Here is a 15,228-nt window from a genome sequence, read left to right as displayed (position 1 = left end):
CATATGCTGCCTCAGAAAGTGTCCTCGGGCCAGCCTTGTTCCCCGATCAACGGCACAAAAATGCAGCTTATCCCATACGTTTCCGTGAAACCGGTCTCCGTCCGCACGATATTGATAAGTCGCTGCACGTCCCGAGAGCCTGTGGGACAAACAAGCCGCCCGCCGGGCGCCAATTGGTTCTTGAGCGCGTGCGGTATGCACGGGCTGCCCGCGGTGACCAGTATCGCGTCATATGGCGCTTCGTCGGGCCAGCCGAGTGATCCATCGCCGCAGTATACGACGGCGTTGTCGTAGCCGAGCCCGGCCAGCCGGTCCGCGGCTCTTTCCGCCAATCCGGGATGGCGCTCAATGCTGATGACTTCACGCGCAAGGGTTGCCAGAACGGCTGCCTGATAGCCGGAGCCCGCGCCGACCTCGAGCACACGGTCTTCGGGCCGCAGTTCGAGCAGTTCGGTCATTGCCGCAACCATGTAGGGCTGCGAGATGGTCTGGCCGAAGCCGATCTGGAGCGGGTGGTCTTCATAGGCGGCGCGTTCGTATTCCGCCGGCACAAACAAGTGTCGTGGAACGGTCCGCATCGCACCGAGCACTTCCGGCGCACGCACGCCGCGCCTGGCGATCTGCGTTTCGACCATCTGCTCGCGCAGGGCATCCAGCGACGTTCGGAACATACGGCAGCACTACCCCACATGCGCGATGCGGCGTTCCGCTCGCGCATTAGTACCGGACCAGGAGCAACCGCACCAGCCAGACCACCACGAGCGCGGCCAGCGGCCCCCAATCCATGGGTCCCATCGGCGGCAAGATCCGCCGCATCAGTCTGATTAGAGGGTCCGTTATACGGGCTGCCCCTCGCATCAAGAGAGCGCGATCGCTGAGTTCCAGCCAGGGGCCGAGCCAGCGCAACAATATCGCCATCATGTAAAGCGTGAGCAGAATCCCGGTCATGGCGCTGATGATCTGGGCCGCGGGCGCGATGGCCACCTGTTCCGGTTCCACAAGTTCCGGAGGGAAAGCGCGCTGCGCCGTGGCCAGCAGGCTATTCAGGGTCATCAGATGCTGCATAGAGCGGGAATTCTCGCAAGGGGGTATACAGCGCGCCTCCGGGCGTCAAGTCGCTCTCGAATAATGTCACAGCCACTGGGGCAAATTCACCCGCGCTGAAATCGTGTTCTCCGCGAAGGCACCGGACGAGTTCCCGAAGACGGCGCTGATCGCGCACACGCCCCAGCGTGATGTGCGCGGCAAAAGGTTTCTTCTCCGCTTTTGAACCGGCTGTTCTGGCGGCCTCTTCGCAATGGGCCTGAATGGCCGCAAGCGCCGCGCCCGGCGTTTCCACGCCTGTCCATATCACGCTCGGCCGGTCCAGGCGCGGGAATGCGCCCACGCCGCGCACGGCCAATTGGGGCCTGATGCACGCGGCAAGCGCGGGAACGAGGATGTCCGAGACTGCCGTTGCCTGCTCCTCGCTGGTCTCGCCCAGAAACCGCAGCGTGAGATGCAAGTTCTCCGCCCGGGGCCAGGATACGCTTGCCCGGGCGCGCCGCAGCCGCTCCTGCAGCGAGGCCAAGTGCTGCCGCACGGCCGGTGGCAGTGCTATCGCAAGAAAGCAGCGCATTAAAACCCTTCCGCGCAGCATTCCGGAATGCCGATATCGGCCACGACAAGACGCCCTAAATAGGGTTGCGCCTCCGGCGCGAGAAACCCGCGCTTGGCAAATTGGAACGTGACCGTGGCATCCGCGCGCACGGCGCAGCCGCAAGGCTGGCCCGTGTCGGCGTCGAGCCCCGAGGGAATGTCCACCGCAACGGTATGCGCCTTGGGCCACGCCTCGATGGCCGCGCGGATGGGGCCGCGCACAATGCCGCTGATCCCGGTGCCGAGCAGGGCGTCCACGAGCACCGCGCACCCGGCCAGGCCCCGTACGGCCCGTGCCGCGGCGCGCTCGTCGTCGACGGCCTGCACCACGCCGCCGAGGCGCTGGAACACGCGTAGAAACGTGGCGGCGTCTCCCGCGACCTGTTCGGGCCGCGCCACGAGCACGACGCGCGCATCTCTGCCCGCGAGCAGCGCGAGGCGCGCTACAACATAGCCGTCGCCGCCGTTGTTGCCCTTGCCGCACACAATCCCCGCGGGTCCGGTTGGCGGCAAGTGCCCGTAAACGGCCATGCCGGCGTTATTCATCAATACGGCGCCGGGGATGCCGATGTCCTCGATACAACGCCGGTCCGCCTCGCGAATTTGCGCCGTTGTCAATGTTCGCACGGCCTGCAGCCTCCGGAACCCTCTTCGCGAATTCCATTCCAGCCGGGCAAGATACTGCCTGAATCATGCGGGGCGGTTCCATCTGCCGCGAACCGGCGCCGATTGCGGCGAACCAGGTCATTCCCCGGCCCGAATGAAGCCAAGGTGTCGCCCCATCCAGTAGGCGAGCAGGTAGTCGTGGCCATTGTACTCGATGGGTTCCTCGTTCGAACGATTCCCCGCGCTGTTGTAGGGGTCTTGCACCCAGGCGGACCAGGTCTTTTCGCGGCGATCAATGGGCACCGGCGCTTTGGGCGCGGGCTCAGGGCTGCACACGGCGGGGTCAAATGTAAAATGGAACTGCTGCTCGTAACGCGCGATGGTATCACGGTTCCACTTGATGTCGAGGGAGAACCAGCGGAGCGTATCGATGCCGGGCGCCACCTGAGACGGGTCGTCCAGGTATTTCGCGGCGAGGAAGGAGTACAGGGGATTTGCCTCGGGTTTCATGCCGGGGAAACGCCCCGCGCCCTCCCACGAGCGGCGGAAACTTTCCAGATACGCCGTGCGCAACTCGGGATCTGTCTCAAGGCGCAGCAAGGGTTCATAGGCCAGAAAGAGGAGTACGTCGTCCGAGTGATTTACCGCGCCGGGGACTGTCGGCGCGAGCGACCTTCGCGCGCGCAGCGCCGTGCGCGCGTAGCCCTTGTCGATGGCCCACGTGCGGTACGCTTCGCCGAACCGCGCCTCGCCCGTGACGTGATGGGCCACCTTGAGCAACTGGAGCAGCAGGATTGTGTTCATCGGTTCGAGCAGCCGTGCATACTGCGGGTTGTACTTGCCCCAGGTGGTCGGTTCGCCGTCCGCGTCGATGATGCGCAGGCCGTTCTCGAGCACGTGGTCCGCAAGCGCCGCGGCGTCCGCCGCAATCAGCGCCCGGTCTGCCTCGTCCGCAATCAAGTCATGGGCGAGCGATAACCCGAAAAAGACGCCGTCCATCTGGTCGGTGCTCACGTCGCCGCGCCACCTGTATCTCCCATCCGCTGAAATGCGCCACTCGCCGTCGTCATCCATGGGACGGTCCACAGGCCAGGCCGCGCGGGCCAGCAGGCCCGGCTTGCCGCTGACGGTAGCCAGCAGATGCAGCGCCTGCAAGGAACCCCGCGCCGCCATGCGGTCGGCGTCGGCCCCGGTCACGGCATACTTCATGGACAAAGCGCCAAGATACATGCCTGTCATATAGGCGTTGTCCGGCATGTTATACGCGGGGAAATCCCGCTGCGGCGCGGGCAGTTTCAGCTTGCACAACGCTTGCCCGTCGAACAGGAAGCGCGCCTCCATATCGTATTGAAAAAGGGCGGCCTTCTGTTCCAGCGTCAACGGCTGCGCCGGTGCGACGCGCGCCAAGGCGCTGAGCAAAAGGAATGGAAGCAAGGCGCGAACCATATTTTCGACCCTCCAGCGGCGGCCGGCAGTCTCTTCTATTCGCCGGCCATGGCAATGGCGATTCCCGGGCTATTTTAGACGCGTGAGTTGTCGGTGTGGGTTTCCGCGTGACTTCTCCTGCCGCAGTTTGCTTGTAAAAATCACGATTTACCATAATATGCGGAGAAATAGGCCGTGCATGCGCGTTGCCTGGCATCCAAACAAACGTATGTTTACCCGGGCGCGAGGTATGGCGGTGGACTGTTCCGGCCTCGCCGCGCTAGGATGGGCCCATTCCCGAAAGAGGTAGCTTGTCATGATGCGTGTCTGCCGCTCAGGTGCTGTCGTTGTCGCCGTTGTTTGCCTGCTCTTCGGAGGCGCTGCCCTCTTGGCGCAGCCCTTGCCCGAAACACCGTCCGTTCCCGCGTCGCCCGAAAACCCGGAGAGTGTTTTCGTCGAGGGGTTGGTGGACCTGCCGCCCTTGCCGGAGTGGATGCCGGAGGCGCGTCCCGTGACGATAGGGACAGTGTCGGACGGTCCTGTCGAGCGGGCGGAACTGCGCGACACGCTGCAACGGGAGATTCCAGCGCTGCTGGAGGTGACCTATGACGTTTCCTTCCCCGAGGCGTATGCCTTGGAGGGAGACTGGACAATGGCGGGCGTCGAGGCGCACCTGGACCGTCTGCTGCGCGAACCGAAGGTGGACATTGTGATCGCTGTAGGCCTCATGGCTTCGGCGAATGCGTCGTTGCGCGGGCCGTTGCCGAAGCCGGTGGTCGCGGCGCGGGTGGTGGACGGCGAACTGCTGGGGCTGCCGCGTGACGGCGGCGCCAGTGGAGTCAGGAATCTGGTGTATCTGACCATGCCCGCGCCGTTGCGCCGCGACCTGGAGGCGTTCCGCGACCTGGTCCCGTTCACTAAGGTCGCCGTCCTGGCTGCGCGGGAACTCATCGAGGGTATTCCCGCGATTCCGGCCAATGCGCTGCAGGCAACGGAAGGGCTGGGGCTGGACATCGCGGTGGTCCCTGTCGACGTCTCGGCATCGGAAGCGCTGGCGGCGTTGCCGCAGGGTACGGAGGCCGTATACGTGGCTCCGCTCTTGCGCATGCCCGGCCCGGAATTCGAAGCCTTGGTGCGCGGATTGATTGAGCGCAGACTGCCCAGCTTCTCGTTGCTGGGCGAAGCCGAGGTTGCCCGCGGCATCTTGTTGTCCTTGCACCCCGGGGCGGACGACACGCGCCTGGCGCGGCGCGTGGCGCTGTACGTGCAGCGGATTCTGGACGGGGAAGCTCCGGAACGCCTGCCCGTCACGTTTCCGGAGGGCGGGCGGCTTTCGTTGAACATGGCGACGGCGCGCGCCATTGGCTATGAGCCGACATATGCGACTCTGGCGGAAGCGAACCTGTATCAGGAGGACGCTCAGCTTGCGCTGCGCGAACTCACCTTGCGCGGCGCGGTCGAGACGGCCCTGGCGGCGAATCTGGAGCTGGCGGCGAAACAGCAGGCCGTGGAAGGCGGCGCGCAGAACATCGCGGCGGCGCGCGCCCTGCTGAAGCCGCACCTGGGCGCGTCTACAACGGGAATCATGATTGACGAGGATACGGCGACGCCGTACCAGCCGGAGCGGAGCTGGACGGGTTCGCTTACCCTGCAGCAACTGCTGTACGATGACAAGGTCCACGCGAATCTGGAAATATCGAGGCGGCTTCAGGAAGCGTTGCGCCAGGATTACGCGGGACTGGAACTGGACATAACGCAATGGGCGGCGGTCGCGTACTTCAATGTGCTGCGCGCGAAAACCTTTGAACGCATCCAGAAGAACAACCTGCGCCTGACCCGCACTCATCTCGGACTCTCGAAAGTGCGGCAGGACGTCGGCACGGCGGGTCCCGGCGAAGTCTACCGATGGGAGAGCGAGCTCGCGGGCGCGCGCATTGAAGTGACCAACGCGACAGCCATGCGCGAGGCCGCTGAGATTGACCTCAACCGTATCCTGCACCTGCCACAGGAGGAGGGGTTCACGACGCAGGAAGTCGGCATCGACGATGAACTGCTGTTGCCCGTGCGCGAATTTGCGGTGCGTTATCTCGACCGGCCCCGGAGTTTCGACCGCTTCCGCGATTTCATGGTGCGCGACGGACTGACCCGGTCCCCGGAACTCGTGCAACTGGACGAAGGCATCGCCGCGCAGGAACGTTTTCTCGCCGCCACCAAACGGGCGTACTACATTCCGTCCGTCGGGTTACAGGCTGAGGCAAAACGCAATCTTGCCTTCGGCGGCGAGGGCGCGGACGCGTCGCCGCTGACGGGACTCTTCATGCCCGCGCCGGAGGAGGACACGGACTGGTCCATCGGGTTGAATGCGTCGCTGCCGTTGTATGCCGGGGGCGCGCGGAAAGCGGAGCGGCTTCGAGCAGAGAGAAAACTCGAGGAATTGCACCTGCAGCGCAGCGCCGTGCAGGAGAAGATTGAGGAGCGTATCCGCGTTGCCGCGCACAAGGCCGCCGCGTCTTATATGAATATCGCGGGCGCGCAGGAGCGCAAGGAAACGGCCCGCAAGAACCTCGACCTCGTGAGCGAGAGCTACGCGCGCGGCAGGGCTTCCGCGATTGACTTGCTCGATGCGCAGAATGTCGCGCTTACCGCCGAACTGGCGGCCGCCGGGTCCATCTACCAGTTCTTCATCGACCTGATGGAACTCGACCGGGCCATCGCCTACTTCGGGTTCATGGCGGGCGGCGAAGAGCGGGCATCATTGCGCGAGCGAATCGACACTTACTTCGCGGAAGGCGAGGCTGCACCCGCCGCGCCCTGAAGGGGCCGGGCGGCGCCGGGCTACCCCGGGATGGGTCGCCGGGCAGTGTTGCGGACTACGGGGCGCCTTGGCCGCGGATTCGATGAAACGTTCCGCTTCCCCGCAGGTAGTGTATAATGGTGCAGTTCGTTGCGGGGGCGTGTCGAAAGAAGCATGCCCCTCGAAGGGAGCGTTTGGCCATGTCATGCCGTGGCGTGCTTGTGGTCTCTCTGTTCGCTGTGGGTGTGTTGACAGGGTGTCCGTCCTGGTGGAACCCGCAGCATTTCTCTTTCCTGAGCGCCGATCCCTACCGAAATTCAAACATGACCGACGGGCCGCCCTACGGTCAGCCGGGCGGCGTGGATGATTCCTCGGGCGAGGAAGGCGAGGCCGAACGGGAGGTGGTCGAGCCCGATGTCATCCGGCGGGACGGCAACTGGCTGTATGTCCTCAACCAGTACCGCGGCCTGAGCATCGTCGACCTCGACAGCGAGACGCTTGTTTCGCAGGCGCCCACGTACGGTTATCCGCGTGACCTGTACCTGGTCGGGGACCGCGCCTATGTGCTGGTCGCCTACGCGGGCGGCGTGGTGACGGTGGGAGATGCCTTGAGTTACGACATAGAGTCGCGGGTCTACGTTCTCGACGTGGCAGACCCGTCGAAGCCAGCCATCATCGGGGAATTCGACCTTGCGGGGGACTTCGTGGACAGCCGGCTCGTCGGAGACGTGCTGTACGCCATCAGCGCGGAGTATCAATGGGCGTGGGTTGACGACGTGGTGATGAAAACAAAAAGCAGTTCTTCGTGGGTGACCAGCCTCAATGTGGCGGACCCGGAACACATCTATCAAGCGGACCAGATGAGCTTCGAAGGCTATGGTGACGTGATTCAGGCGACGAATTTCGCCCTTTTCGTCGCTGCGTCGGACTGGAATACGGGAGATTCGGTCATCACGTACCTTGACATCAGCGACCCGGCGGGGCTCATTGAGGTGCGCGATGCCATTCAGGTGCACGGGCAGGTGGCGGACCGTTTCAAGATGGACGCGTACAATGGCGTGCTGCGCGTGGTCTCGAATACCTGGTGGCCCCAGCGCGATGTCTTCGTAACGACCGTGGACCTGGCGAATCCGGATGAACTGCTGGTGATGGGTCAAGCGACTATCCCGGACGCCGCGGGCGAAACGCTGTTCGCCACCCGCTTCGATGGGCCGCGCGCCTATGTCGTAACGTACTTCGTGCAGGACCCGCTGTTTGTGCTCGACCTCTCAGACCCGGCGAACCCGGTTGTGGCGGGTCTGCTCGAGGTGCCGGGCTGGTCCACGCATATCGAACCGCGGGGCGACCGCCTGATTGCGCTGGGCGTCGACGACGTGGACGGCCGCCGCGTCAAGGTCAGCATGTATGACGTGAGCGACCCTGCCGCTCCCGCGGAAGTCGACACGGTCAGTTTCGGCGAGGGGTGGTCGTGGTCGAGCGCGTTCGAAGACGTGAAGGCGTTCACCGTGCTCGACGACATGCTCGTCGTGCCGTTCAGTGGGTGGAGCGAAGGCGCGGGCGGGTTCGACCGGCTCCAGTTCGTGGGCTGGACGCCCGGCAGCCTGGAAGAGTATGGCTACGTGGACGTGGACGGGCAGATCCTGCGCTCATTCGCCTATAGCGACGCCTTCTATGGCGTGACGACGGAGCAGTTGGCCGTTATCGATGCGTCGGACCCGAACGCGCCGGAAGTCACGAACCGCATTACTCTGGCTGAATACGTGGCGGATTTTCAGGAACTAAGCGACGGCCTGGGCGTGGAAGTGGTCTCGCGTTTTGACGACGCCACGACGGCCGTGCGCACGGTCGACGCCGCGGGCGCGGCCTTGGGCGAAATCAAACTCGACGTCTACAACGTGGCGAATACGTTTGTTTATGGGCAAGAATTGGTGTTGGTGGCCACGGACTGGGACGAAACGTCCTCCTTCTACCGTGTGGTTATCGTGAATTGCACCGACCCGGCTACGCCCGTTGTGCGCGTCGACCAACGTGTCGATGTGGTTCCGTTCTGGGGCTGGGGGTACGGCTGGGACGGCCCCCCGATGGCCGACGGCGCGGCGGACGCGCCGGGCGCCGCGGAAGGGTCCGCGGGTTCCGCCACGGAAAAGAGCATGCCGTATGCCTATTGGTGGTATCCGTGGTATCAGCCTTCTGAAACGGTCTTCAAGACGGGCGGCCAACTTGCGTTGCGATGCACGAGCGCTTCTTATGACGTGGTCTTTGGCGGCGGTCAGCCCTCGGAGGGTATCGCCGTATTCGACCTCCAGTCGGGCGCGTGGGTGCGCACGATCGGCCTGGCCTATGACTTCGTAGTGAGCCTGAACAGCGTTGGCGAACGGTTGTACCTGAGCACGAAGGAGACGGCGGGCACCACCTTTTTTGGACAGCCTCTTGCCGCCTATTTCATGCGCGAACTGGACATCGCGGCCCCGGTGGCCGGTCCCGCCGCGAATGTGCCTGGCGAGTATGTGAATTATGACCTGGTCCGCGACCTGCTCCTGGTGCGCGACTACCAATACGAACTGAGCGGCGACATCGCGCAGAGCGTTAAGTGCGTGCGCTGGGATGGCGGCGAGGCGGTGGAACTGCTGGACACGTTTGCGCTGCCCGGCTCCATGAACAGCTTGCTGGCCCGGGGCGCCTGGGTGTATGTGGAGCAGTACGGCAGCGCCTGCGAGGTTCTGGGGTTGCGAGTCACGGCAGGCGGCGATATCGAAGCGGGCCCGAAGATCAAAGTCTCGGACGGGTGGGTGCGTCTGACCGATGCGGATGACGCGAAACTCTACGTGGACGCGGGCGGCCGCGCGCTGGCCCGCTATGATTTTGCCGACGGCGGCGCGCTTGCCGATCTGACGCAGGTCATGAGTTCACCGTTGCGCGCGCGATTCGGCGAGACAACAGCGTACGTACCGCTCGGCTACTCGGGCCTCGTGCGTTTGGCGCGCTGAACGAGCTAACATCCGCGGCGGGAACGCAAAGCTCTCGCCGCCAGGGCTCCCTGCATGTGAAGTTTGCGCGTGCGGCGGCCCGGGGGGCTGCTGTTCCTGAACGGAGGGGACGTTCCGCTCACCGGGCGGCGTGCTCTCCGGCGTATCGTGCCGGAAGTACTTCAGCGCGGCGAAACCCGCGATCAACAGAACCACGAACACGACGGTGAGGGTGTTGAAGCGGGTTTCAATGAAGTTCTTGATCGGCGCGCCAAAGTAGTAGATGAGCCCCGCCACGAGATAGAAGCGCATTGAGCGGCCGGTGATGGAGGCGACCAGGAACATCGCGAGATTGATTTCGCATACGCCCGCCGCGATGGTGATGATCTTGTACGGGATTGGGGTAAACGCCGCGATGAATACGATCCAGAAGTCATATTGTTGGTAATACGACTGTACCGAGGCGAAACTGCTCTCGGAGAAGACGTAGGTGTAGAAGAACTGGTCGGCGGCTTCCCAGAAGCCCCAGCCGATGATGTAGCCAAAGATGCCGCCGAACAGCGAAGCCGCTGCGCACACGCCCGCGTACCACATCGATTTCTCGCGCCTGCCGATGCATAGCGCGATGAGCAGCACGTCCGGCGGGATCGGGAAGAAGCTCGCTTCCGCGAACGACAACACGGCCAGCGCGATAGCGCCGTAAGGCGTTCCAGCCCAGCTCAGGACCCAGTCATAGGCCCGCCGCATTAAGACAAACATGTGTTCTCAATTCCTTGTTGTGGCCGGGGCGTGCTCCCCCGCGAACGCGGGGACCGTGCCAGCGCTTGGGCGAGATGCCCGCGTTGCGCCCCGTGGCGTGGGCGTTCCGCCCGTGTTCATTGCGCTCGCGCGCATCACAGTTCAATCCTCGGGTCATAGAAACGGTGCAGCGCCGCGTGGTGCGTCAGGTCGCGGTGCAGCGGCGTCACGCTGATCACGCCCTTCTCGATCGCCTCGAAATCCGTGCCCTCTTCCGGGTAATGCGTCGGTTCGGGCCCGCCGATCCAATAGTACATCTGGCCGCGCGGGTCGCGGCGCTCGATGATCTCGTCCTGATAATGCCGCCGGCCCATGCGCGTGATTGCCGCGCCGGCCAATTGCCCGTACGGCAGGTCCGGCACGTTTACGTTCAGCACGGTGTCCTCGGGCAGGCCGCAGTCGAGCACGTAACGCGCAAGCTTGCCCGCAAATGCGGCCGCCGTCTCAATGTATTGCGGCCGGTAGCCCACGTTTGAGATAGCGAAGGCGGGCACGCGCTGCAACATGCCCTCATACGCGCCCGCAACCGTGCCGGAGTAGGTTACGTCATCGCCGAGGTTCGCGCCCGGGTTCACTCCGGAAACCACGAGGTTTGGGCGCCGCCCGAGCAGCCGCCGTATGGCCAGCATGACGCAATCCGTCGGCGTGCCGTCCACCATGAACCAGCCCTCGCGCAGCGGCGCGACACGCAGCGGCTTGTGCAGCGAAACGCCGTGACCCACGGCGCTTTGCTGCCGGTCGGGCGCGTAAACGACCACTTCGCCGAGCGGACGCAACGCCTCGACCAACGCCTCGAGACCGGGCGCACGGATACCATCGTCATTCGTGGCAAGAATCAGAGGTTGGGTCATGAAAACCCCGTTGTAGAACCGCACCGTCGACTGGAATTGGCGCATTTCGCCGCCAGAGCGTGCATTTTATAGCATAGTGGCGGCAGCCAATCAAATATCTCGCGGAAACCGGGACGCGATCGTGCGCATGGGCGGGGAACCTGCCCGGGATTGCCGCGCCTCGCCTCGGAATATCCCATGCGCGGAATACCGTGGGATTCGCAATTGGGGTTTACACTGGCGTTGCAGGGGTGCGCGCGTTTCCTCGAACTGTATGCCGCGGTGGTGGCGGCCTGGGAGCCGTCCGATACGGTTCCCCCGAGTTTGGGCGTCATGTTCTGGTCGGCGCATGGCCTGCGGTTTCGTCAGTCCTTCTGCTGGAACGCCCATTCCTTCAGCATCTCCGGCGTTACGGCCTCCATGCCCGCGCAATCCGGGAAGAAGGTCTCGTGATTTCTCCGGATCAGCGGTTCCAGCGGTTTCCCGGTCCTAAGATGGAACAGCACATTCACGTACTGCTTTGGAACCTGTTCCCGGATAGCGCATGCGAAGTCTTTCTGGCATTCAATCCCGGAAAACTGACCGTAATACCGCTTGGCCTGGTCCACGACGCCGCCAATCTTCTCTTCTACCGCGGCGCCGAAAACGCGCACCGCTGTTTGCGTCCCGGCGGGTAACGCGCTCAGGAATGCCGCCCATTGATCCGCGCTCGACGCGCAGTACGTTTTGAGCAGTTGTCTCCCCGTGAGCCCGAGCGCCTGAATGTGCCGTTGCGTCAGGTACTGCCAGGTCTTCAGCTTCACATACAGCCCCGTACCGAATCGGATGACCCAACCTTCTTCCAGCACGGCTTTTCCGTTTTCCCTTGCGCGCAAGTAGAGCGTCTCGAAATCCACTTCCACGAGTGCTGGCGGCTGAAGCGCGTAGGCGCGCGCGAAAGCGACGACTTCCCCGTACCGCAGCATGGTGTTGCTTGCCATGTCACGCACGCCGGTGAGAATCAGGTCCGTTTCGCCGCAGGGGACAATCAGCTGATTCTCCGGAGCAATGAGCTCGAAGACCGGCGTATAGGCTTCGAAGGGGATGTCCGCAATCCCCGGATAGCGCGACCGATATACCTTATCCGCAAGTCTGGCCTGCATATTGTCAAAGGATGCCCGTGTGGCGAACCCCAACTGACGCTGCCAGCGGAACGCGGTAATCATAGTGCCGTCGTATTTCTCGGCTATCTCGTATCCGGTGGCAAGGGGCAGCACGCCGAATTCGGTTTCTGGATGGGCATCCAGATTAAAGAATTTGTCATACGGATGGGCAACGACCTCTCGGGCGCAACGGTCCAGGATGACGCCCCGGCACTGACGATTAAAATCATTCCATGATTCGTTCGGGATGTTTTCTTGGTAATTCAACAATGCGAGGTCCCCGCGCATGCGCAACTCAACGAGATTGCCGCGGGCGAATGCGGCAAGCCGCTCCACATTCCACCCCGTTTCGGTCGCGATAATCCTGGTCAGTGATTCCAAGGGATTCCTCCCGGCCGCTGCGTCTGGCGCGTGCCTGTACTTTCTCAGCACCATGCGCGGAATGGGCCGCGGCTCGCCGCGACTGGATAGTCGTTGTACAAGCCCGGATTCTTTCATGTGGGCAGAACCTGCCTCGGGTGACCACGCGCTTGGCGCCACGCCCGAGGAAGCACGGGGCAGAAGCGGCGCACGGGATGATTGCCGGGGCGGCGGTCGTCAAACTGCGAATTCTGATCGGGTACCCCTGTGAACCTCACGATTCCGGCGCCGGCTTCTATGGCCAGACCCGCTCGAGGGTGTAACCATGACATCCTTGGGCGGGTCAATGAGTGCAGATGTTATGCGGGCCGATGTTCTGAAACGCGAGGCATGCTGATGGAAACGGTGAAACGGTTCTTGTCGGGCCGGCACAGGCCGGCGGAGATTCGCTGGCATCTGGCGGCTCTTGCAGTGGTGTACTGGGGGTTGGTGTTTGGCGCGTGGCTGGGATATCCGGCAGAGCACGACTATTCGGTCAAAACCCACACGTTGAGCGCGTTGGGCAGTTTCGACGACCGGCACAACCCGGAGTACTTCTGGCTGTTTTCCGTAGCGATGGTCTATTGCGGGCTGGCCATGACCCCGGTCATTCTGTATATCCGCCGGCGGGTCATGGAGGTCTCGCGCCGGGGGGCGCGGCTGGGCGCGTTCTTCTTCCTGGTGGGCTGCGCCGCCATCGTGCTGACGGGCTTGTTCCCGGATGCCCGCGGGACCGTTATCGGGAGTCTGCAATGGCGGGAGATTCATGAAAATGTGGCCGTCCTGATTGCTGTGGGCTTCTCGCTGGGCGTGGTCTGGCATGGCGCGCTGCTGCTTCGGGACAAGCTCAAGAGAAGAACCTTTGCGGAACGGGGTACGCACCCGTATCTGAGACTGGTGGGGCCCTTCATCTTATGCGTGCCGGTGTTTGTGGCCGTGGGTTTAAAGATCGAATGGGCATCCGTCTATGCGGCGATACACGCGGCCGCGCGTGCGTCTGGAAACGAAATCGAGACCTGTTTGAAGGCTGCGGTGCACGGGCTGGAATCTTACCCGCTGTTGGAGCATGTGTCCATCTGGGCGTTGACAATCTTCGTGATCTGGTTTGCATCCGCATTGCCCCCCGAGGGCGGCCAGGAAGCGCGGGAGGACGCCCCCGGGGCCGCGGGCTGCACGGAGTAACGAGCCGGGACGGCATCGGTCTCAACATCACGCCCAGACCGGGGACCAGGCCCTGTTCTCATGGGAACCCGGCGCGATGCGGGTCCCTTGGGAGCGGCACGCTTGCCATCGGCCCGGCCGTGCAGGATTACGGCCGGCCCATCCAGGACGCTTCTTGTCAGGTTTTTGATGCTTTGGCGCATGGGGCCGCACTCTTCTCCGCAAGAGACTGGCGCGCACGGGAACGGCAGCATCGTGATGCGTTTGAGCGAACCCGCGGAATTGCCTCGTAACCGGTAGGGCGCCAGTCACCGTGCCGGAACGATGACTCGCGACGGCATGCAGCCGGACTCATGATTGGTTTCGCGAAGCGCTCTCGTCCCTGTATCCTCGAGTGATAAGATAGGCCGCATCGAACAAGCGGAGGACCGTCTCATGAGGACCTTGGCGTTGGTTGCACTGGCATTTCTGTGTGCCGCGTTCGCGCAGGGCGCCTGTGCCGAGCCGGGGGAGCCGCTTTCGCCGGATTGCGCCGGGCGTGCTGGCACGGCCATCTACGTGTCGAAACAGGGCGATAATTCGGACGGGAGCACATGGGAGCGGGCATTCCACACCATTCAGGCCGGTTTGGACGCCGTTCCTGACGGGCAGGGGGGCCACAGGGTTCTGATTCGGCCCGACACGTATATCGAGGCGAATCTGGCGCCCGCGTTTACGGGTGCGGCGGGCGCGTACAACGAACTGGTGGGCGACCGTGACGGGCGGCTTGGGTCGGGGGCGACGGGGTGGGTCGTGATCGATTCGGGCGACCCGGAGTGTGGCTTCAAGAGCTGGGATTGGTGGAGTACGATTCGGGCGTCGAACGCACATTGGCCGTCGGGCAACAACAAAGAGACGTTTTCGAGCATCATATGGGACCGGTGGAAATTGCGGAACCTGTACACCGCGGGCGGCGACGCAGGCCTCTTCTGGGACCTCACCGACAGGAGCGGCGAAGGGTTCACGGTGGTCGTGGAGGATTGTGTGGGCACGGGGCGCGCGTTTGGCGGCGGCGTATGCTATCCGGTTGTGCGGGAAGGCGAACCGAGCGTGTTTCGCCGGTGTTACTTCCTCGCGCTCGACTGGGTAGGCGACACGGCAGCCGTGCTCGTCGGGGGATGGGAGAAGGAGATGCCCGAGTTGCCGCACGTGATTTACGAAGACTGCACAATGGTGCATCCTGACAACGCGGTCCAGATGTCCTACGCGAGTTACTGCGCCCGCGCCCGATTCGTCAACTGCCGCATGATTGTTCTCAATTTCACGCAGCCCGAGATGGGCGGAAAAGCGACGGGCATTATATGCACGGAGAACCACCGGGATATCGGGCGCTTGCATGTGGACCTGGAAGACTGCACGCTCGCGGGATATAGCGTGTTCACAACCGGACCCGCCTCCGAAGCGGTCAGCTACACGACGAAGGGAACCGT

12 protein-coding genes are annotated in these 15,228 nt (G+C 63.5%); 4 read left to right on the top strand and 8 right to left on the bottom strand.

What is annotated here, in order from left to right:
* Positions 1-11: 11 nt before the first annotated feature.
* From KA184_03740 to KA184_03720, 5 genes are all read right to left on the bottom strand, one after another.
* The gene (locus KA184_03740; protein ID MBP8128668.1) at positions 12-635 is read right to left on the bottom strand and encodes a protein-L-isoaspartate(D-aspartate) O-methyltransferase; all 624 of its coding nucleotides are present in this window, start codon (positions 633-635) and stop codon (positions 12-14) included.
* A gap of 82 nt (positions 636-717) precedes the next feature.
* Positions 718-1,065 (bottom strand): YggT family protein, encoded by a 348-nt coding sequence (locus tag KA184_03735; protein ID MBP8128667.1) that lies wholly within the window; start codon positions 1,063-1,065, stop codon positions 718-720.
* Positions 1,040-1,618 carry an RNA 2',3'-cyclic phosphodiesterase gene (thpR, locus tag KA184_03730; protein MBP8128666.1) on the bottom strand — a complete coding sequence of 193 codons (579 nt, stop codon included), beginning with the start codon at positions 1,616-1,618 and terminating at the stop codon, positions 1,040-1,042. Before thpR ends, KA184_03735 begins: the two co-directional genes overlap by 26 nt.
* On the bottom strand, positions 1,618-2,265 hold the full coding sequence (locus tag KA184_03725) for an NAD(P)H-hydrate epimerase (GenBank protein MBP8128665.1): 648 nt from the start codon (positions 2,263-2,265) through the stop codon (positions 1,618-1,620). Before KA184_03725 ends, thpR begins: the two co-directional genes overlap by 1 nt.
* Before the next feature lie 117 nt (positions 2,266-2,382).
* Complete coding sequence (locus KA184_03720; protein ID MBP8128664.1) at positions 2,383-3,690, bottom strand: hypothetical protein; 1,308 nt, start codon at positions 3,688-3,690, stop codon at positions 2,383-2,385.
* Between the two features lie 367 nt (positions 3,691-4,057).
* Here KA184_03720 and KA184_03715 point away from each other — a divergent pair, with 367 nt between their 5' ends.
* Both KA184_03715 and KA184_03710 read left to right on the top strand, forming a co-directional pair.
* A complete protein-coding gene (locus KA184_03715; GenBank protein ID MBP8128663.1) occupies positions 4,058-6,484 on the top strand; it encodes a TolC family protein in 2,427 nt (808 codons plus the stop codon).
* A 179-nt stretch (positions 6,485-6,663) separates the two neighbouring features.
* On the top strand, positions 6,664-9,450 hold the full coding sequence (locus KA184_03710; GenBank protein MBP8128662.1) for a beta-propeller domain-containing protein: 2,787 nt from the start codon (positions 6,664-6,666) through the stop codon (positions 9,448-9,450).
* Here KA184_03710 and KA184_03705 read toward each other — a convergent pair.
* The 3 genes from KA184_03705 to KA184_03695 all read right to left on the bottom strand — a co-directional run bounded on the left by KA184_03705 (position 9,370) and on the right by KA184_03695 (position 12,580).
* Positions 9,370-10,188 (bottom strand): DedA family protein, encoded by an 819-nt coding sequence (locus KA184_03705; GenBank protein ID MBP8128661.1) that lies wholly within the window; start codon positions 10,186-10,188, stop codon positions 9,370-9,372. The genes KA184_03710 and KA184_03705 overlap by 81 nt on opposite strands.
* A gap of 134 nt (positions 10,189-10,322) precedes the next feature.
* The gene (surE, locus tag KA184_03700; protein MBP8128660.1) at positions 10,323-11,078 is read right to left on the bottom strand and encodes a 5'/3'-nucleotidase SurE; all 756 of its coding nucleotides are present in this window, start codon (positions 11,076-11,078) and stop codon (positions 10,323-10,325) included.
* Between the two features lie 344 nt (positions 11,079-11,422).
* On the bottom strand, positions 11,423-12,580 hold the full coding sequence (locus tag KA184_03695; GenBank protein ID MBP8128659.1) for a hypothetical protein: 1,158 nt from the start codon (positions 12,578-12,580) through the stop codon (positions 11,423-11,425).
* Positions 12,581-12,949: 369 nt separating this feature from the next.
* On the opposite strand from KA184_03695, the gene KA184_03690 reads away from it, so the two are divergent.
* A complete protein-coding gene (locus KA184_03690) occupies positions 12,950-13,780 on the top strand; it encodes a DUF998 domain-containing protein (protein ID MBP8128658.1) in 831 nt (276 codons plus the stop codon).
* A gap of 414 nt (positions 13,781-14,194) precedes the next feature.
* Positions 14,195-15,228, top strand: a 1,034-nt coding sequence (locus KA184_03685) for a hypothetical protein (protein MBP8128657.1), incomplete at its 3' end; no start/stop codon positions are given.

Source organism: Candidatus Hydrogenedentota bacterium, assembly GCA_018005585.1.
Classification (GTDB): Bacteria; Hydrogenedentota; Hydrogenedentia; order Hydrogenedentales; family JAGMZX01; genus JAGMZX01.
Note: the sequence above shows the minus strand (reverse complement) of the source record. Positions and strands in the feature narration are given on the sequence as shown.